Annotated in this window: 17 protein-coding genes; 11 read left to right on the forward strand and 6 right to left on the reverse strand. The window is 74.2% G+C overall.

Annotation, left to right across the window (positions count from 1 at the left end):
- The first annotated feature begins 77 nt into the window (after window positions 1–77).
- The gene (locus LV78_RS05175; RefSeq protein WP_253843563.1) at window positions 78–461 is read left to right on the forward strand and encodes a hypothetical protein; all 384 of its coding nucleotides are present in this window, start codon (window positions 78–80) and stop codon (window positions 459–461) included.
- A 2-nt stretch (window positions 462–463) separates the two neighbouring features.
- On the opposite strand, the gene LV78_RS05180 is transcribed toward LV78_RS05175, so the two are convergent.
- Window positions 464–802 carry a winged helix-turn-helix transcriptional regulator gene (locus tag LV78_RS05180; protein ID WP_253843564.1) on the reverse strand — a complete coding sequence of 113 codons (339 nt, stop codon included), beginning with the start codon at window positions 800–802 and terminating at the stop codon, window positions 464–466.
- 82 nt (window positions 803–884) lie between these two features.
- On the opposite strand from LV78_RS05180, the gene LV78_RS05185 reads away from it, so the two are divergent.
- Window positions 885–1,721, forward strand: a complete 837-nt coding sequence (locus LV78_RS05185; protein ID WP_253843565.1) for an NAD(P)-dependent oxidoreductase — start codon at window positions 885–887, stop codon at window positions 1,719–1,721.
- A gap of 132 nt (window positions 1,722–1,853) precedes the next feature.
- On the opposite strand, the gene LV78_RS05190 is transcribed toward LV78_RS05185, so the two are convergent.
- On the reverse strand, window positions 1,854–2,876 hold the full coding sequence (locus tag LV78_RS05190; RefSeq protein ID WP_253843566.1) for an LCP family protein: 1,023 nt from the start codon (window positions 2,874–2,876) through the stop codon (window positions 1,854–1,856).
- Between the two features lie 54 nt (window positions 2,877–2,930).
- On the opposite strand from LV78_RS05190, the gene LV78_RS05195 reads away from it, so the two are divergent.
- The 3 genes from LV78_RS05195 to LV78_RS05200 are packed head-to-tail and all read left to right on the forward strand — an operon-like array spanning window position 2,931 to window position 5,355.
- Window positions 2,931–3,356, forward strand: a complete 426-nt coding sequence (locus tag LV78_RS05195; protein WP_253843567.1) for a DUF6542 domain-containing protein — start codon at window positions 2,931–2,933, stop codon at window positions 3,354–3,356.
- Window positions 3,308–3,439: a hypothetical protein gene (locus tag LV78_RS40555; RefSeq protein WP_301305836.1), complete on the forward strand. Its 132-nt coding sequence runs from the start codon at window positions 3,308–3,310 to the stop codon at window positions 3,437–3,439. Before LV78_RS05195 ends, LV78_RS40555 begins: the two co-directional genes overlap by 49 nt.
- Window positions 3,436–5,355 carry a bifunctional polysaccharide deacetylase/glycosyltransferase family 2 protein gene (locus tag LV78_RS05200; protein WP_253843568.1) on the forward strand — a complete coding sequence of 640 codons (1,920 nt, stop codon included), beginning with the start codon at window positions 3,436–3,438 and terminating at the stop codon, window positions 5,353–5,355. Before LV78_RS40555 ends, LV78_RS05200 begins: the two co-directional genes overlap by 4 nt.
- A 52-nt stretch (window positions 5,356–5,407) precedes the next feature.
- On the opposite strand, the gene LV78_RS05205 is transcribed toward LV78_RS05200, so the two are convergent.
- Window positions 5,408–6,610 (reverse strand): cytochrome P450, encoded by a 1,203-nt coding sequence (locus tag LV78_RS05205; protein WP_253843569.1) that lies wholly within the window; start codon window positions 6,608–6,610, stop codon window positions 5,408–5,410.
- 695 nt (window positions 6,611–7,305) lie between these two features.
- Between LV78_RS05205 and LV78_RS05210 the strand changes: the two genes are divergently transcribed.
- Both LV78_RS05210 and LV78_RS05215 read left to right on the forward strand, forming a co-directional pair.
- On the forward strand, window positions 7,306–8,466 hold the full coding sequence (locus LV78_RS05210; protein ID WP_253843570.1) for a nitric oxide synthase oxygenase: 1,161 nt from the start codon (window positions 7,306–7,308) through the stop codon (window positions 8,464–8,466).
- 159 nt (window positions 8,467–8,625) lie between these two features.
- Window positions 8,626–9,741, forward strand: a complete 1,116-nt coding sequence (locus tag LV78_RS05215; RefSeq protein WP_253843571.1) for an NAD(P) transhydrogenase subunit alpha — start codon at window positions 8,626–8,628, stop codon at window positions 9,739–9,741.
- 352 nt (window positions 9,742–10,093) lie between these two features.
- On the opposite strand, the gene LV78_RS05220 is transcribed toward LV78_RS05215, so the two are convergent.
- Window positions 10,094–12,139, reverse strand: coding sequence for a diguanylate cyclase domain-containing protein (locus tag LV78_RS05220; protein ID WP_253843572.1), 2,046 nt, complete (start codon window positions 12,137–12,139; stop codon window positions 10,094–10,096).
- A 6-nt stretch (window positions 12,140–12,145) separates the two neighbouring features.
- A complete protein-coding gene (locus LV78_RS05225; RefSeq protein WP_253843573.1) occupies window positions 12,146–12,970 on the reverse strand; it encodes an SAM-dependent methyltransferase in 825 nt (274 codons plus the stop codon).
- Between the two features lie 335 nt (window positions 12,971–13,305).
- On the opposite strand from LV78_RS05225, the gene LV78_RS05230 reads away from it, so the two are divergent.
- Genes LV78_RS05230 through LV78_RS05240 form a run of 3 tightly spaced genes read left to right on the forward strand, consistent with a single transcriptional unit; the run spans window position 13,306 to window position 14,520 of the window.
- On the forward strand, window positions 13,306–13,743 hold the full coding sequence (locus tag LV78_RS05230; protein WP_253843574.1) for a MarR family winged helix-turn-helix transcriptional regulator: 438 nt from the start codon (window positions 13,306–13,308) through the stop codon (window positions 13,741–13,743).
- Window positions 13,744–13,801: 58 nt separating this feature from the next.
- Window positions 13,802–14,179: a CrcB family protein gene (locus LV78_RS05235; protein WP_253843575.1), complete on the forward strand. Its 378-nt coding sequence runs from the start codon at window positions 13,802–13,804 to the stop codon at window positions 14,177–14,179.
- Window positions 14,176–14,520, forward strand: coding sequence for a fluoride efflux transporter FluC (locus LV78_RS05240; protein WP_253843576.1), 345 nt, complete (start codon window positions 14,176–14,178; stop codon window positions 14,518–14,520). The genes LV78_RS05235 and LV78_RS05240 overlap by 4 nt, the downstream gene beginning before the upstream one ends.
- Before the next feature lie 25 nt (window positions 14,521–14,545).
- Here the strand turns inward: LV78_RS05240 and LV78_RS05245 are convergent, their stop codons facing one another.
- A complete protein-coding gene (locus tag LV78_RS05245; RefSeq protein WP_372494796.1) occupies window positions 14,546–16,792 on the reverse strand; it encodes a HelD family protein in 2,247 nt (748 codons plus the stop codon).
- A gap of 642 nt (window positions 16,793–17,434) precedes the next feature.
- Here LV78_RS05245 and LV78_RS41485 point away from each other — a divergent pair.
- A complete protein-coding gene (locus LV78_RS41485; RefSeq protein ID WP_253843578.1) occupies window positions 17,435–18,544 on the forward strand; it encodes an NAD(P)-dependent oxidoreductase in 1,110 nt (369 codons plus the stop codon).
- Window positions 18,545–18,605: the final 61 nt, after the last annotated feature.

Consider the following 18,605-nt stretch of genomic DNA (forward strand, 5'->3'; position numbering starts at 1 on the left):
GAGGAGGTTCGCTCGAACGGAGGAACCGGCGGCGTGGGTGGCGGGGAACCGGCGCGGGGGCGGGTGATGCTGGGGCGGTGGACGTGGGTGGCGGGGACTGGCGGGCGGTCGCGGACGTCGTCAACCGGCGGATGGACGCCCTCGCCGTGCGGCAGGGGGAGTTGGCCGCCGAGGCCGGGGTGTCCACCGCGATCCTGCGGGAGATCCAGCAGGGCGTGATCGCGCGCAGGCGCGGCGCCCGGACGCTGCGGGCCATCTCCACCGCGCTCGGCTGGCACCCCGAGCACCTCGACGCGGTGCTGCACGGGCGCGTCCCGCCCGCCGCCGTGCCCGAGTCGGCGCCTGCCGAGGACGCCGTCCTGGTGCTGCTGCGGACCGTCGTGCGGGAGATCCGGGGGCTCCGGGGGCAGATCGGCGAGCTGACCGCCCTGGTGGGGGAGCGGGAGGGCGACCGGGGCTGACCTCAGGGCGTGCGCACCCGCTCGACGTGCGCCCGGTTCGCGTCGCCCCACTCGCCCAGCGGGCGCAGCGCCTCGTTCAGCGACTCGCCCCGCGCGGTCAGCGAGTACTCCACCCGGAGCACCGCCTCCGGGAACACCTCCCGCGCCACCAGCCCGTCCGCCTCCATCTGCCGCAACTGCTCCGCCAGCACCTTCTCCGTCACCGGCGGCAGCATCCTGCGCAGCGCCCCGAAGCGCCGCGGCCCTGACTCCAGCGCCCACAGCAGCAGCGCCTTCCACCGGCCGTCCACCACGTCGATCGCCACGTCCAAGCCGCACTCGTACCGTCTCCGCCGCTTCACCCACCACCACTTACCACGGGGTGCGCACCCACCCGCAAGTGCGTAATTGATCAAGCCGCCCGACGGCCCCAGGATCGGTCCCGTGAACGAGCGGAAGCGGGCAGGCGCGAGGACGGCGGTCATCGGACTGGGGCAGATGGGCTGGGCGCTCGCCACCGCGCTCGCCTCGGGCGGGCGGGACGTGGTGGTGTGGACGCGGTCCGGCCGGACCGGGCCCGAGGGGACCGGGACGGCGGGGAGCGCGGCCGAGGCCGTCGAGCGGAGCGAGGTCGTGGTCGTCTGCGTCACCGGGTACGACGCGGTGGTCGACCTCCTCCCGGCGCGCCTGGACGGCAAGGTCGTGGTCAACCTCAGCACCGGCGGACCCGAGCAGGCGCGGGACGTGGGGCGGCTCGTGCGCGGGCGCGGCGGGCGCTACGCGGACGGGGCGATCATGGACACCCCGCCCGGCGTCGGGCGGGCGATCGTGCTGCTCAGCGGCGACGACGTGCCCGGCGGGCTCGCCGAGCTGGGCGCGATCACCCACCTGGGGCGCGACGACGGGCTGGCCGCGCTGCACGACACCGCCCTGCTCACCCTGATGTACGGGCAGCTCACCGGCTTCCTCGAAGCCCTCGCCCTGCTGCGGGCGGACGGCGTCCCGGCGCGCGACGCGCTGCGGGTGTCCGAGCCCTGGCTGGACGTGGTGCGCGCGATGCTGCCCGACCTCGCCGAGCGGGTCGACTCCGGCGACCACCGGTCCGGCGAGGCCAGGCTGGACATGCAGCTCGCCGCCACCACCCACCTGGTCGAGGCCTACCACGGGCGGGGGCTCGGGTCCGGCGTGCTGGAGCGCACCGCCGAGCTGATCCGGCGCGCCGTGGCGGACGGGCGCGAGGCCGACGACCTCGCCGCGCTGGTGGACTTCACCGGCAGGTAGCGCGGGCGGGCGCGGGGGACGGCCCCCGTGACCCGACCGCTGGGGCCCGCCCGCTGGGACCCGACCGCTGGGGCCCGGCCATTGGGGCCTGACCGCTGGGACCCGGCCGTTGGGACCCGGCCGCCACCAGCCCTAGTCCACGCAGGGAACCCCGCCCTGCGCAGCCGCCACCGCGCCGCCCACGGGCGGCTGCCGCATCGCCGCGCGCACCGCCTCCGGCGAGCCGATCGGCAGCGTGCTGAACGCGAACCCCGGCGCCTTCCCCAGCACCTCCAGCACGTCCCACCCCTCCGACAGCACCACCGTCCGCCGCGCGACCTCCACGGCGGGCCCGAGCGCGCCCAGCCCCTGCTCCCGCACCCGCGCCAGCACGGCGGTCAGGAACGCCTGCTGCCTGCGGGTGCGGTCCAGGTCGCTGTTCGGCAGCCCGTGCCGCTGCCGCACGAACGCCAGCGCCTGCGCCGCGTCCAACCGCTGCGGACCGGCCGGGAAGTCCGCGCCCGAGTACTCGTCCTTCGTGGCGTTGTTCAGGCACACGTCGATCCCGCCGAGCGCCTGCGCCAGCTCGTAGAACCCCACCAGGCTCAGCTCGGCCAGCTGGTGCACCGGCACGTCCAGGAACGCGCTCACCGTCTCCACCTGCGCCCGCCGCCCGGCCTCGCGCCCCAGCCACTCTAGCTCGGCCGGGTCCCGCACCCCCTCGGCGACCAGCTCGCGCTCGCGCGCGTCCTTGGCCCGCCCGTAGGCCTCCTTGATCTTGCCGCGCTGCGGCCCGCCCGGAATTCCGAGCAGCTCGCCCTCGTTGTCGCGCGGCAGCGAGTAGCCGGTCGCCGCGCCGCCGCCCAGCGGCACCCGCAGCAGGATCATCGTGTTCGCGTTGTACCCGCCCCGGTCCACGTCCCCCGCGTGCATCCGCGCCAGCACCTCGTCCGACGGCGCCCCGCCGTCCAGGTCCCGCCGGGTGGTCAGGCCGATCAGCAGCACGTTCACCCACTCGGTGGGTTTCTCCACCCCGCTCGCGATGGCCTGCGACCGCCTCACCCCGGTGTCGATCTCCTGGTAGGTCGTCCAGGCCACCCCGGACACCACCAGGAGCGCCGCCCCCAGCAGCGCCCAGACCAGCCTGGTGATCGCGAACAACGTCTCCCTCGGCACCGCGTCCCCCTGTGTGCAAACGATTGCGCACACCCAGACGCCCAGGGGGACGAAGTGGTTGTTCCGGACAGCAGAGCACTGGCGCAGTTGCCCAGCCTCGCCGCGGTCGCCGTGCTCGCGGTGTTCACCGCGGCCGGGGTCGAGCTCGACGGCGAGCAACCGGGCTGGCTCCTCGCCGTCCTGTTGATCGGGGGAGCGGGGACGGCCGCCGCGCTGGTGCGGCCGGTCGGGCTGTGGGCCGTCGTGCCCGCCCCGCCGATGCTGCTCGTCGCGGACGTCACCGTCGTCGCCGCGGTGCGCGGCACATCACCGGGGGAGATCACCGGGCTCGTCGCCTCCTCGCTGGTCCGCGCCTTCCCACAGGTCGCGGCGGCGGTGGGCGCGGCCCTGCTGGTCGCGTTGATCCGCTTCGCGCGGGCTGGGGGTTTGTGGTGGAGGGCAAGGTCTTCGTCGACCGGACGGGGTGGCGGACGGGGCTGATGCGCGTGGTCAGCGCGGCGCTCGCGCTGGGGCTGGTGGTGGCGACCGCGCTGGCGGCGACCACCGTGCTGGGGCAGTTGTGAAGCGCGGGCTGAAGGCGCACTGGGTCTCGCTCGGGGTGCTGCTGGCGCTGCTGATGGGGGCGCTGAGCTTCCACGCCTACGCCATCTCGCTGCCCGCGCACCGGGACGCGCCGATCCGGGTCACCGACCCGTCGGTCCCCGAGCGCACGCTCGCGCTGGTCGTGCACGGGGGTCCGCACCCGCGCTGGACGCCCAGGCTGCTGGACGCGCTGGCCCGCACGGGCGCGAAGGCGACGTTCCACCTGGTCGGGGCGCGGGTCAACGAGAACCCGGACCTGGTGCTGCGCATGGTCGCGGAGGGCCACGAGGTCGGGGTCGAGTCGTTCCGGCCGGGTGAGCTGCGCCTGCTGGACACCGCGTTCGCGCAGAGCGCGCTGATCGCGGCGGCGGGCGTGCGCAGCGAGCTGGCCGAGCGGGACACCTGGTCGCCGGACCTGGAGGTCCAGGACGTGAAGGCGATCGCGGAGGCGGGCGCGCCCGCGAACGGGGCGGGCGCGGTGCTGCGGCTGCACGACACCAGCAGCACGCCCGGCGCGGTCGAGGAGCTGCGCCGGGCGTTGCCGGACTACCGGTTCACCACCCGCACCGAGGCGGTCGGGGGGCCGCCGCCGCACGTGCCCGCCGACCGGGTGGAGCTGGCCACCGCGCACGCGCTGGCCTGGTCGCAGCGCAACGGCGACCTGCTGGTGCTGCTGCTGGACGTGGCGATCGGCGCGGTCGCGGCGCTGGCGATCCTGCGGGTGCTCGTGCAGCTCGGCCTCGCGCACACCGCGCGCAGGCTGCACCGCGAGCTGCCCGACGCGCCGACCGGGCCGCTGCCGCCGGTGTCGGTGGTGGTGCCCGCCTACAACGAGGCCGTCACCATCAGCGCCGCCGTGCGCTCGCTCGCGAACTCGGACTACCCGGCCCCGGTCGAGGTGGTCGTGGTGGACGACGGCTCCGCGGACGGCACCGCCGACGTGGTGCGCGCGCTGGACCTGCCCGGCGTGCGGGTGGTCACCAGGGAGAACGGCGGCAAGGCGCGGGCTTTGAACACCGGGGTGGCGCTGGCCGAGCACGACGCGCTCGTCCTGGTCGACGGCGACACGATCTTCGAGGCGGGCACGCTGGCCGCGCTCGTCGCCCCGCTGACCGCGCCCGGCGTCGGCGCGGTGTCCGGCAACGTCAAGGTCGCCAACCGGCGCGGGCTGCTCGGCCGCTGGCAGCACCTGGAGTACACCTCGGGGTCCAACCTGGACCGGCAGATCCTCAACGCCTGGCGCTGCCTGCCCACGATCCCCGGCGCGGTCGGCGCGTTCCGCCGGGAGGCGCTGGTGGAGGTCGGCGGGGTCAGCTCGGACACGCTCGCCGAGGACACCGACGTGACGATGGCGATCACCCGCGCGGGCTGGCGGGTGGTGTACGAGCCGGGCGCGCGGGCGTGGACCGAGGTCCCTGCGGGGCTGCGGTCGCTGTACCGGCAGCGCTACCGGTGGTCCTACGGCACGTTCCAGGCCATGTGGAAGCACCGGGTCGCGGTGCGCGAGCAGGGCCGGATGGGGCGGCTCGGGCTGCTGTACCTGCTGCTGTTCCACCTGCTGCTGCCGCTGCTGGCGCCGGTGATGGACGTGTACGTGCTGTACGGCGCGCTCGTGGCGGACGCGCCCGCCGCGCTGCCGATCTGGCTGGCGTTCCTGGCGCTCCAGACCGCGAGCGCCGGGTACGCGCTGCGGCTGGACGGCGAGTCGCTGCGCCCGCTGTGGGCGTTCCCGCTCCAGCAGCTCGCCTACCGGCAGCTGACCTACCTGGTGGTGGTGCAGTCGCTGGTGACCGCCGCGCACGGCATCCCGCTGCGCTGGCAGTCGGTCCAGCGCACCGGGCGCGCGGACGCGGTGAGCCGGGAGGTCCTGGCGGTCGAGGGCAGGGTGGCGGTGTGAGGGTGGGGGCCGTCCCTGTGCAGGGACGGCCCCCGAGGTCATCGCGGGGACCTCACGCCGAGAACTCCACCGGCAGCGCGTGCACCCCGTAGACGCCCATGTCGGTGCGCAGCGGCACCTCGGACGCGGGCGCCGCGAGCCGCAGGTCGGGGAACTCGCGCAGCAGCCCGGCCAGTCCGGCGCGCATCTCCACCCGCGCGAGCTGCTGGCCGAGGCACTGGTGCACGCCGTGTCCGAACCCGAGGTGCCCGGCGGCGTGCCTGCGCACGTCCAGCTCGTCCGGCCGCTCGAACCGCTCCGGGTCCCGGTTGGCGGCCGGGATCGACAGCACCACCGTCTGCCCGGCGACCACCCGCGCGCCCGCCAGCTCGACGTCCTCCAGCGCGACCCTGGTGGTGCCGAACTGGACGATCGACAGGTAGCGCATCAGCTCCTCGACTGCGTTGTCCACCAGCTCGGGCTCGGCGCGCAGCACGGCGAGCTGCTCGGGGGCGTTCAGCAGCGCGAACGCGCCGAGGCCCAGCATGTTCGCGGTGGTCTCGTGCCCGGCGATGAGCAGCATCAGGCCGATGTTGGCGCTCTCCTCGTCGGTCAGCTCGCCGGTGGCGATCAGCCCGCTGAGCATGTCGTCGGCGGGCTCGGCCTTCTTCCGGTCGACCAGCTCCCGCACGTAGACCCGGATGCGCTCGACGGCGGCGACGGCCTCCTCGATGCTGCTGGTCATCCGCAGACCGATGGCGGTGTCGCGCTGGAACGAGGCCCGCTCCGCGTAGGGGACGCCCAGCAGCTCGCAGATCACCAGCGACGGGACCGGCAGCGCGAAGTGCGGCACCAGGTCGACCGGTGAGCCCTGGGCGCGGGTCTCGGCGAGCTGGTCGGCGACGATGCGCTCGACCCTCGGCGTGAGCTGGTTCATCCGGCGGACGGTGAACTGGCCGGTGAGCAGCCTGCGGTAGCGGGTGTGGACCGGCGGGTCGGTGGAGATGAACAGGCCGGGCGGCGCGGGCGGCTGCTGCGGGATCACCCGCTCGCCCAGCCGGATGGCGGCGTGCTTGAGCTCGGCGCGGTTGCTGAACCGGTGGTCGGCGAGCACGGCCCTGGCCAGGTCGTGGCCGGTGACGAGCCAGCCGTCGTGACCGTCCGGGAAGCCGAGCGGGGTGATCGGCGACCCGGCGCGCAGCTCCCCCAGCCGCTCGGGCGGGTCGAACGGGTGCTGCCTGGTTGTGGGCAGCTCCGGGTGGGACGTCCTGGTCATCGCGCACACCTCTCCCCTGGGGTTCGGAAGACCTCTTCGCAAGCTACAGAACATTCATGAAACTGTGAAGAAAGTTGCGCCGGACGTGTGACCTGCGACGATGGGATTCGTGGTGAGGTGGGCGCGTGGGTGAGGTGGGTGCGCAGGAGAGGCGGCGGGCTGGTGAGGCGGTGGGTCGGTGAGGGGCGGTGGTGGTTGTCCTCCGGGCACAAGGGGGAGTGCCGGGAATTAGGGGAAAGAAGGGGGAAATGCCGTCCCCGCGTCTTCGTGATGATCATTGTTCTGGTCGCCGGGTCTGCTGCGGGCGGCGCGCGGTTCCGGACTGTTCCGCGCTGGTGTGGCGGCCGGTCGGCGGCCCTCGGGTGACGCGCGTGCTCACCCCTACGCCCGATCGGGGGATGTGGGGTCGGTTCGCTAGACCGAACGGATCACGCTGGACGTGTGTCGTCGTCACCTGGAAGATGGTCTTGGTAGGCCGCTCACTCGACCGTGGAAACAATGAGCGTGAGCTAAATCACCGTCGAGTGGCCCACATTGCTTCACCAACAATCGAATATCACTCGTTTTCCCAGGACTAGTCACCCTTTCGCGCGATCAAGAGCGCTGGGTGTGGTGGTGGTTGTGCAGTGACGTTGCCCCCGAGTGCCCGGCACGGCGGTGCACCGCCCCCGGAAGTGCAACTACGGTGTCCCGCCATGACCTCCGTCCCCCTGTGCCCGGCAGAGGCCAGGCCGCTCGGCGCGCCCCCCGCGCCGCCGGTCGACCTCGCCGAAGCCGAGGACTTCGTCCGGCTGCACCACTCGGAGCACCCCGAGGCGGGCAGCGTCGAAGCCCGGCTCGCCGAGGTGCACGCCGAGGTCGCCGCCACCGGCACCTACCGGCACACCCACGAGGAGCTGGTCTTCGGTGCGCGCGTCGCCTGGCGCAACAGCGCCCGGTGCATCGGCAGGCTCTACTGGCGCAGCCTCAAGGTCCGCGACCTGCGCGACCTGCGCGACCCCAAGGCGGTCGCCGACGAGTGCGTCGAGCACCTCAAGATCGCGGGCAACGGTGGCCGGGTGCGGCCCGTGCTCACCGTCTTCGCGCCCGACGAGCCCGGCCGGCCTGGGCCGCGCATCCACAACGAGCAGCTGATCCGGTACGCCGGGTACCTCGGGGCGGACGGCGGGGTGCTCGGGGACCGGCGGAACGTCGCGCTCACCGCGGAGGCGGTCGCGATGGGCTGGCGACCGCCGTCGCACCGGGGGCCGTTCGACGTGCTGCCGCTGGTCGTCTCGCGGGAGGACGCGGAGCCGCACCTGCTGGAGCTGCCGCCCGAGGCCGTGCTGGAGGTGCCGATGAAGCACCCCGAACTGCCCTGGTTCCGGGCGCTCGGGCTGCGGTGGCACGCCGTTCCCGCCATCAGCAACATGCGGTTGCGGATCGGCGGGGTCGACTACCCGGCCTCGCCGTTCAACGGGTGGTACATGGGCACCGAGATCGGCGCCCGCAACTACGCCGACAAGGACCGCTACGACCTGCTGCCGTACCTGGCCAAGCGGATGGGGCTGGACACCTCGTCGGTGCGGACGCTGTGGCAGGACCGGGTGCTGGTCGAGCTGAACCGGGCCGTGCTGCACTCGTTCGAGGAGGCGGGGGTGACCATCGCCGACCATCACACGGAGTCGGACCGGTTCCTCACCCACGTGGCGAAGGAGGAGGCGGTCGGGCGGCAGGTCCCGGCTGACTGGACGTGGATCGTCCCGCCGATGTCGAGTGGGTTGACCAGTGTTTTCCACCGGTACTACTCCAAGGAGGAGTTGCTGCCGAACTTCTTCGCCGGTGACACGACCGGGGTGTGCCCGGTGATCCACTGATGGGCTGAGCTGGGCTGAGCGGGGCCGGGTGGGTTCGAGCGGGGCTGGGCGGGTTTGAGCTGGGCCGCTGGTGGTCCTGCTGCTCCGGTTCGGTGAACCGGACGCGCGTTCCGGTCTGGAGTGTGGTCCCGGTCACCGGGCGCGTCCTACGGTGATCGGGTGAGAGTGGGAATCCCCGCCGAGTCGCGGCCCGCCGAACGCCGCGTCGCCGGGCTGCCGGAGACGGTCGTACCGCTGATCGGCGCGGGGTTGGGAGCGCTGGTGCAGAGCGGCGCGGGCGCTGGGGCGCACACCCGTGACGAGGAGTACCGCTCGGTGGGGGCCGTGGTCGTCCCCGAGCACCCGGCGGGGGTCGCCGAGGTCATCGCCTCCGTCCAACCGCTGGACGTCGAGCTGGCCGGGCGGCTGCGGCCGGGGGACGTCACGGTCAGCTTCCTGCCGCCTGCGGCCGAGTTGGAGTTGGTGCGGGTGCTCGCCGAGCGCGGTGTCACCGCGTTCAGCCTCGACCTGCTGCCGCGCGTCACCCGTGCCCAGGCCGCCGACGCGCTGTCCTCGCAGGCGCTTGTGGCGGGGTACCGGGCGGTGTTGTTGGCTGCCCAGCGGTTGCCCCGGTTTTTGCCGATGTTCACCACCGCTGCCGGGACGGTGCCGCCTGCGCGGGTGCTGGTGCTGGGGGCCGGGGTGGCGGGGTTGCAGGCAATCGCCACCGCGCGGCGGCTTGGGGCGGTGGTGGAGGCTTATGACGTGCGGGCTGCGGCTGCGGAGGAGGTGCGCAGTCTGGGGGCTCGGTTCCTGGAGTTGGGGCTGGAGGGGGAGGGGGAAGGCGGGGTTTACGCGGACGAGCGGTCCGAGGAGTTCCTGGGGCGGCAGCGGGAGCTGCTGGCGGAGCGGGTTGCGGCTTCCGACGTCGTCATCACCACCGCTGCGGTTCCGGGGAAGCGGGCGCCGGTGCTGGTGACCGAGGAGATGGTGAAGGCGATGGCGCCTGGGTCGGTGGTGGTTGATTTGGCTGCGGAGAGCGGTGGCAACTGCGCTTGTTCGGTGGCGGGGGAGGAGGTTGTGGTCGGCGACGTGCTCGTGCACGGGGCTAGGAACTTGCCGAGCACGATGCCGGTGCACGCCAGCAGGCTCTACGCCCGAAACGTGGCCAACCTGCTGCTGATGATGGTTTCCGGGGGGCGAGTTGTGCCTGATCTGTCGGATGAGGTTGTTGGGGGGTGTTGTCTGACCCATGACGGTGAGGTCAGGCACGCGGCCACGCGGGCGCTGCTGTGAGCGGGGCTTGGCTGGAGGGTGAAGAGCTTAAAAGCTCGCCTCGCCGGCGGGGCAGGCCTCCAAAAACGAGGGGGACGGGCTCTGCCGGCCGGTGACTGTTTCGGGGGTGGTGCGGTTTACCCCTGCGGTGGGCGGGGTCCCTCGTCTCCGTTTGGCCTCCTTTCAGGCAAGCACACTCGTCAAGACGCCGTTTGGCTCGGGCGGTCTGCCGTGGCGGTGCGGCGGCATCTTGACGAGCGTGCTCGGGCTTCGCCAGGCCAAACGGAGACGAGGGACGCGGGATGGGGTGGCTGCGGGCTCGCTGCGCTCGCCCCGCAGCCCGCTGGTGCGGTGAGCGTTGGGGCGTTGGGGCTCACAGTTCGTAGCTTGCCACCGGGCCGCCGAACAGGTCGCCGAAACCGGTCGTCGCGCCTGCGCCCCGCCACCACTCCAGGTTTTCGGGTGAGTCCACGCACGGTGCCACGATTTCCACCCCGGCCGCCCGCACCACTGCCGCCAGGCCGTCCATCGCCCGGTGCAGCAGGCCCTCCGTCGACTGCCCGGCCAGTCTGCGTGCCGCGGCGGGCTCGAAGACCAGGGCGTCCACCTCCAGGGCGTCCACCAGGGACAGTTCGGCCTGGCCGCCGTTGAACGCCCACAGGCCGGTTGCGACGCCGTTGTCCCGGAGCACTTGGGCGTTGTCGTCCTCCGCTGCCAGCGCGGCCCGCGTGTGCAGGCGCAGGCTCAGGGCGCTTGGCGCGAGGCCGGTTTCCGCCAGCACCCGCGAGACCGACGCCACCAGGTCCGGGTCCGTGGTCAGCGCGGGGGACAGCTCCACGTGCAGCGGCACCGCTCCGGCCCAGGTCGCGGCCTCCTGGGCCGCTCGCTCCAGTGCCCAGCGGCCCAGGGCCAGGGACGAACCGCCCAGTTCGGCCAGTTCCGCGCACTCCTCGTGGCCCAGGCCGTCCCAGCGCACCCGTGCCAGCAGGGCGGTCCGCTGGCCCGTGGCCAGATCGACCACCGGCTGGTACTCCACCTCGACCTCGTCGGCCGCCAGGGCGCGCGGCAGCCTCGCGGCCCGGCCCAGCAGTTCGCGCGATCGGGCCTCGGCCACCCGGTCGTACGGCAGCCACTGCCTCGTGCCCAGCGACTTCGCCCGGCGCAGCGTCGAGTCCGCCGCCCGCAGCAGGTCCGCGACCGGCCAGTCCGCCGCCGGGCGGTCCACCACGCCGATCGCCGCCGACAGCTCCACGCCGGACTCCAGCGGTCCGGCCAGCGCCGCGTTCACCCGCTCCACCATCGCGGGCACCCTCGGCGTGGTCGGCGAGTTGTCCACCACCAGGGCGAACTCGTCCCCGCCGATCCTGGCGACCAGCGCCTCCTCGCGCTCCACCACCCCGCGCAGCCTGCGCGCCACCTCCACCAGCACGCGGTCGCCGGTGGCGTGGCCCAAGCCGTTGTTCACCACCGAGAACGCGTCCAGGTCCAACTGGTACAGCGTGATCCCGGCCCGCGACGCCCGCAGCATCACCTCCAGCCGGGTGGTGAAGTGCTGGCGGTTCGACAGGCCGGTGAGCGCGTCGTGCAGCAGCTGGTGGTCCAGGTTGCGGCGCAGCAGGTGCAGCTCGCTGACGTCCTCGGCCATCGTCACGTGGAACGCCGGGCTGCCGTCCCCGTCGCGCAGCAGCGACACCGCCAGGTGCACCCACACCGGGTCGCCGTCCACCCGCACCAGCCTGCGCTGCTCCCGGAACTGGTCGACCCGCCCCACCGCCACCGCCCGGTAGGCCGCGCCCAGCGGCGCCGCGTCGTCCGGGTGGAACAGCTCCACGAGCCTGCGGCCGACCAGGACCTCCTTCGGCTCGTCCAGCATCCGCGCCAGCGAGTCGTTGGCGCGCACGCACATGCCGCGCAGGTCGGTGATCGCGATGCCCAGCGCCGAGGAGTCGAACGCCTCCCGGAACCGGGCCTCGCTCAGCCGCAGCACCCGCTCCACCCGCTGCCGCGCGGCCAGCAGCGCCAGGCGCACCTCCTCCTGCTGCGCCAGCGCGTCCAGGCGCAGCGCCTCGGCGAACCCGGCGCTCAGCTCCGCCAGCACCGCCGTCACCCGCTCGGCCAGCGGTTCCGGGGAATCCGCGTGCTCGGCCAGGGACCTGCCGAGCAGCAGCACGGTGCGCCGCAACGCCTCCGCGCCGGTGAACCGGGCCGCGACCAGGCGCCGACCCACCTCGGCCGCGCCCGCCGCCTTGAGCGGAAGCGCTCCCAGCACGTCCAGCAGCAGCTCCACCAGCTCCAGCAGGAACCGCTCCAGCTCGGCGGGCGACATCGGCCCGCGCCCGGCGCCCTTCAGCTCCCGCGCCCACGCGCGCGCCAGCTCGCGGCGCCCGGCGGCGGGGTCCGCGCTACCCGCGCCGACCACGGCCGGTCACCGCTTGCGCCCCACCCCGGCGTAGGCGCCCGCGCGAGCGGGGTCCTCCGCCTCGGCCCCGTCCTCGAACCGGGCGCCCGGCTCCGGTCGCCACGCGGGCGGCACGACCACGCCCGGCTCCAGCAGCTCGAAGCCGTCGAACAGCGCCTCGACCTCGGCCAGCCCGCGCGGGAACACCGGGTTCGCGCTGCGCCCCAGCACCGCCACCGCCGCCTCGCTGCGCTCCGGGGCCAGCTCGCCGGTCGTGTGCGAGAGCGCCAGCAGGCTGCCCGGAGCCAGCTCGTCCCGGTAGGCCGCGAGCACCCGCGCCGGATCGCCGGACGGCGGCACGTGGTGCAGCACCCCGACCGCCAGCAGCCCGAGCGGCTCGGTGGTGTCCACCAGGCCGGTCGCCCGCGCCGACACCAGCACCGCGCCCGGCTCGGTCAGGTCCTCCTGCACCACGGACGCCCTCGGGTCCGCGTCCAGCCGCAGGTGCCCGTGCGCCACCGCGACGTCCTCGAAGTCCACGCACACCACCCGCGCGCCGGGGTCGGCGGCCAGCACCACCTCAGGCGCCCAGCCGGCCGAGGGCGCGCCGGAACCCAGGTCCAGGAACTGCCTGATCCCGCTCGCCAGCATCATCAGCAGCGCCCTGCGCAGGAACGCCCTGGACTGCGCCGCCGCCACCGCGCTGTCCGGGTCGGCCGCCAGCAGCTGCGCCCCCAGCTCGCGGTCCGCGGCGAAGTTCCGGGAGCCGCCCAGCAGGAAGTCGTGCAGCCGCGCCGCGCTCGGCAGGCCGACGTCCACACCGGCGGGGACCCACCCCGCTCGCTCGGTCACCGCGCACCTCCGCCGCCCGCACGCGACGCAGGCTACTTAAGGCGGGCCCCTCGGTGGCAGGGGTCGCGGGCGCTTCTGCCCGATCGGCCTATCAAGGCAGCGCAGGGTGATCACCCGATCCCGCCGCACGGGTGGACGGTGCGGCTCAAACCCCGCCGGAGCAGCGAACTCCGCGCTTGCATCCATCCACAATGGACTTGTCCGGGAGTGTTGTGAGCGGGGTTGGGCGGTGCTCGCCGGTGACATCCCGGTGGTCGGTGCGGACCCCTTCGGACCGTCCCACAGTGCGGATTCACCTCGGGGTCGGACACAACGCCCGCCGCTACCCTTCCCGCATGTCGGACGAGGCACGCACGCTCACGGACGTGGTGGCCAGGCTGCGCCGGGCGCTGCGCACCAGCATCCGCTCGGAGTGGCCGTGGGACGCGCTGCCCATGGCCCAGGTCGAGCTGCTCATGGCGCTCGCCGAGCGCTCGCCCTCGCGCGTGGGCGACCTGGCCGCCGAGCTGCGGCTGGCCCCCAACACGGTCAGCGGGCTGGTCGGGCAGCTCATCGAGGGCGGCCTGGTGGCCAGGCGCGCCGACCCGACCGACCGCAGGGTCGCGCAGCTGACCGTGACCCCGCTCGGGCACGACAAGCTCGCGGTCTGGCGGGGCGCCCACGAGAAGCGCATCGGCGGCGCGCTCGACCGCCTCGAACCCGAGGAGCGCGCCGACGTCGTGCGCGCCCTCACCGCGCTGGACCACCTCGTAGACCACCTGCGCGCGTCGTGACCGGGCGCGGCACGGCCCCGCGAGCCGGGGGAGGGGCGCGGCGAACTACCCTGCGCCGGTGAGCACCCGACCCGCGCCGATCGCCACCGGCGCCGAGGTCGCCCTGGTGGCGCTCGGGGGCGGGGTCGGCGGGGTGCTGCGGTGGGGCGCGGGCCAGCTCGTGGCCGGGCCGTGGACCACCTGCGCCGTCAACGCGCTCGGCTGCCTGCTGATCGGCGTCCTGATGGCGCTCGGGCCGAGGCCCGAGGTGCGGCTGCTGCTCGGCACCGGGGCGCTCGGCGGGTTCACCACGTTCTCCGGCTACGCCGTCGACGTCGTGCGCGCGGCGGACCTGGCCTGCCTGCTGCTGACCCCGGTCACCTGCCTGGCCGCCGCCGCGCTGGGCCTCGCGCTCACCCGGCGGCTGCGCGGACCGGCTGCCGGGGGCGCCCCGTGACCGCGCTCCTGGTCTTCGGCGGCGCGGCGGTCGGCTCGGTGCTGCGCTTCCTGGTCGACCGCCTGCTGCGCTCCCGCTGGGACACCGCGTTCCCCTGGCCGACGCTGGCGGTGAACGTGGTCGGCTCGTTCGCCCTCGGCCTGCTCGTCGGCGCCCAGCCGTGGCTGTGGGCGCTGCTCGGCGCCGGCTTCTGCGGCGGCCTGACCACCTACAGCACGTTCAGCCTGGAGAACGTCACCCTCGTCGAGCGCGGCAGGCCGTGGCTCGCCCTCGGCTACGCGAGCCTCACGCTGGTGGCGGGCATCGCCGCCGCCGCGCTCGGCTGGGCGCTGGCGCGCTGAACCGCGCGCCAGCGCCCGTGCCGCCTCACGCGGTCGCGAGCCTGCCCAGCTCCTGCGGCAGCTCCTCGGCGTGCAGCACGCCCAGCCGCTGCGTCGCGCGGGTCAGCGCCACGTACAGGTCGCTGGCCCCGCGCGGCGACTCGGCCAGGATCTGCGCGGGCTCCACCACGAGCACCGAGTCGAACTCCAGGCCCTTGGTGTCGGTCACGCCCAGCACCACGACCTGCGCGTCCAGGTCGTCGGTCGCGCCGGGCACCACCGCGCGCAGCTCGGCCAGCCGCGCCGACGGCACGATCACCGCGAGCTTGCCGTCCCCGATCGCCGCCGACTCGGCCCCGACCACCTCGGCCAGCCCGTCCGCGACCGAGCCGACCCGCCGCGCCCACGGCTCGAACCCGCTGTCGCGCACCGAGGTCGGCGGGTCCAGGTCGGCGTCCACGCTGGCCAGCACGTCCGCCGCCACCGCCATGATCTCCGAGGGCGTCCGGTAGTTCACCGTCAGCTCGGTCAGCTTCCAGCGGTCCAGCACGTACGGGGACAGCACCTCCGACCAGGACGTCGCCCCGCCCACGTCACCGGTCTGGGCGATGTCGCCCACCACGGTCATGGACTTGGACGGGCAGCGCCGCATCAGCGTCCGCCACGCCATCGCCGACAGCTCCTGCGCCTCGTCCACGATCACGTGCCCGAACGTCCACGTCCGGTCCGCCGCCGCCCGCTCGGCCGCCGTCTCGTAGGTCTCGGCCCCGTGCCGCTCGGCCAGCTTGTAGGCGTCGACCAGGTCGGTGGCCATCAGGATCTCCGGGTCGGCGTCGTCGGCCAGGTCCAGGATGTCCAGCACGCCCTGCGCGTAGTCCACGGCCTGCCTGCGCTGCCGCTCCGCCCGCGCCTTGGCCTCGGTGTCGTCCTCGCCGAGCAGCTCGGCCGCCTCGTCGAGCAGCGGCACGTCGGCGGGCGTCCACTCGCCGCCCGGCTCGCGGCGCAGCAGCTCCCGCTCGGCGGGGGTGAGCTTCGGCGCGGCCTTGGCCAGCAGCTTCGGCGACGCGTACAGCTCCTCCAGCAGCCGCTGCGGGGTCAGCACCGGCCACAGCCGGTCGATCGCGGCCTGCACCTTGGGGTCCTCGCGCAGCTCGCGGCGGATGTCGTCCACGTCCGCCGCGTCCAGCAGGTGCCTGCCGAGGCGCGCCACCGCCTGGTTCGCCAGGGTGGTGATCACCTCGCGCTGGAACGTGCGCCGCGCCTCGTTGTGCGGCCTGCGGGTGCGCCTGGCCCGGCCGCGCGCGGCGCTGATCGCCTTGCGGTCGAGCTTGAGCAGGTCCTGCTCGAACGGCACCTCGACCAGGGCGGGGGCCTCCTGGCGGTCCCGCACGGCGTGCGCGACCACGTCGGCCATCGCGAGCCTGCCCTTGACGGTGGCCGCCTCGGTGGGCTCGCGGCCGGTCGCGGTCAGGCCGGGGTAGAGCTCGCCGACCGTGGACAGCAGCACGCCGGTCTCGCCAAGGGACGGGAGCACCTGGCCGATGTAGCGCAGGAACGTGGTGTTCGGGCCGACCACGAGCACGCCGCGCTTGGCCAGCTGGCGGCGGTGCGTGTAGAGCAGGTACGCGGCGCGGTGCAGCGCGACCGCCGTCTTGCCGGTGCCGGGACCGCCCTGGACGACCACGACGCCGTTCAGCTCGGTGCGGATGATCTTGTCCTGCTCGGCCTGGATGGTCGCGACGATGTCGCCCATCTGGCCGGTGCGGCTGGCGTTGACCGCGGCCAGCAGGGTGGCCTCGCCGGTGAGGCCCTCGTTGCGGCCGGGGTCGACCGAGTTGATGTCCAGCGACTCGTCGTCGAAGCCGACGACCTTGCGCTGCTTGGTCCGCAGGTGCCTGCGCCTGCGCACGCCGTCCGGCGCGGCGGCGGTGGCCAGGTAGAACGGGCGGGCCGCCGGGGCGCGCCAGTCCATCAGCAGCGGCTCGTACTCCTTGTCCTCGTCGAACAGCCCGATGCGGCCGATGTAGAAGCGGTCGTCGGTGTGGAAGTCGAGCCTGCCGAAGCACAACCCGTTCTCCACCGCGCTGTACTGGGCCAGCTGGTCGGAGTACATGGCGACGGCGGTGTCCCGCTCGGACCGCATCTGGTGGGTGCCGCCGGTCTGCCGGAGCGCGCCCGACAGCCGCTTCGAGCTCTGCTCACGGAGGTCGTCCAGCCTGGAGTACAGCATCGAGACGTATTCCTGCTCCGAATCGGTTTCCGCGATTCGGAGTTCATCGGCCGGGGTTGACAACGTGCCTCATTTCTCGATAGCGTGGTTTGTCAGGCTGTTCGGTTTTAGCCTGTTATCTTCTGCGTGCGCGCAGAATGACTAATCTACACGTTGGCCAGGCGCGCTGAGCACACCCGCCGCCCGGACCTGCGAACTCCGCCCCACTGCGGTGCCGCACTGCGGCCTCCCGCTGCGCAGCCGCGCTGTCGCGCACACTGCGCCCCACTGCGGCTCCGGCCCCGTGCTCCGCGACGGTTGATCGCGGCACGACCGTGGCAAGAACGTGGCAGGCAGGACCGTGGCAGGCAGGACCGTGGCAGGCAGGACCGTGGCAGGACCGTGGCAGGACCTCGGCGCGGCTGCGGCGTGATCGGGAGATCCGGCTGCGGGGCGCTTTCGGGGAACGCGCTCGTCGGTGCGGGTGAACCGGTGGCCGGGCGCGTTCCGGTGCGAGGCTGGACCTGCCATCGGGAGGCGTGTGCGCCGGTCCGCTGCCGTGGGTCGGGTGGTGAGCGGGGTGGGCGCGTCGGTTCGGGATCGGGAGCGCCCTCCGCCGCGCTGCGGTCGGCTGGGCGAGCGGGTGGGCCGCCGGTCGGGTGAGCGGGGTGGTCGGGGGTGATCTCTGGCCGGGCCTGATCGCGCGGGCGGTCGTAGGCTGGGCCGGTGCGCCATGACCCGGTGTCCGTGCTCGGCATGGGTGCGATGGGGCTTCCCATCGCCCGCAACCTCGCGCGCGCTGGCTTCCCGGTCACGGTCTGGAACCGCACGCCCGGCAAGGACGGGCCCGCGCGGGCGCTCGGCGCCACCCCGGCCGCCACCCCCGCCGACGCCGCCCTGCCCGTGGTGCTCACCGTGCTGCCGGACCTGCCGCAGGTGCGCGAGGTGCTGCTCGGCGGTCCACCCGGTCGCACGGGCATCCCGCAGCAGGCGGGTGGCCCGCACGGTCCCGATGACCCGCACGGTCCCGGTAGCGCCGGGCGAGCACGTCCCGGTGGTCCCCGGAGCGCGGGCGGCGCCGACCCGGCGGGCGCGCCCGAGTCGAACGGCAACGGTTCCTCGCCTGCGGCGGGCGGGCCGCTCACCACCTCCGGCACCGGGCTGCTCGACGGCTGGCGGCGCGCGGGCACCACGAACCCGCTGCTGGTCGTCATGGGCACGGTGTCCCCCGGCGGGGTGCGCGAGCTGGGCGCGGAGCTGGCGCCGCTCGGCGTGCGGGTGGTCGACGCTCCGGTGTCCGGCGGCGACGTCGGCGCCGAGGCGGGCACGCTGAGCGTCATGGTCGGCGGGCACGCCGACGACGTGCTGCGGCTGCGCCCCTACCTCACCGCCCTCGGCACCACCGTCCGCCACATGGGCCCGCTCGGCGCGGGTCAGCTCACCAAGGCGGGCAACCAGGTCGTCGTGGCCGCCACGCTCGCCGCGATCTCCGAGGCCCTCGCCCTGACCAGCAAGAACGGCCTCGACCCCGAGCTGGTGCTGGAAGCGCTCTCCGGTGGTCTCGCGGGCGGTCGCGCGCTGGAGGTCAAGCGGGAGAAGTGGCTGACCGGCGACTACACCCCCGGCGGCTCGGCCGCGAACCAGCTCAAGGACCTCGGGTTCGCCATGGAGACCGCCCGCGCGTCCGGGGTGCCGCTGCCGGTCACCGCGACCGTCGCCCAGCTGTACACCGCGATGTGCGCGCTCGGCCTCGACCAGGCCGACCACAGCGGCGTCTACCAGGTCTACGAGCACCTCAGCGGCCTGCCCAGCTGGAGCACCCACCACGGCCGGTGATCCCCGCTCGCCCGAAGGGCGGCATCGGTCGCGCACCAGGGTGACACCTGCTGTCCGGGAG

This window comes from Actinosynnema pretiosum (assembly GCF_024171695.1).
Classification (GTDB): domain Bacteria; phylum Actinomycetota; class Actinomycetes; order Mycobacteriales; family Pseudonocardiaceae; genus Actinosynnema; species Actinosynnema pretiosum.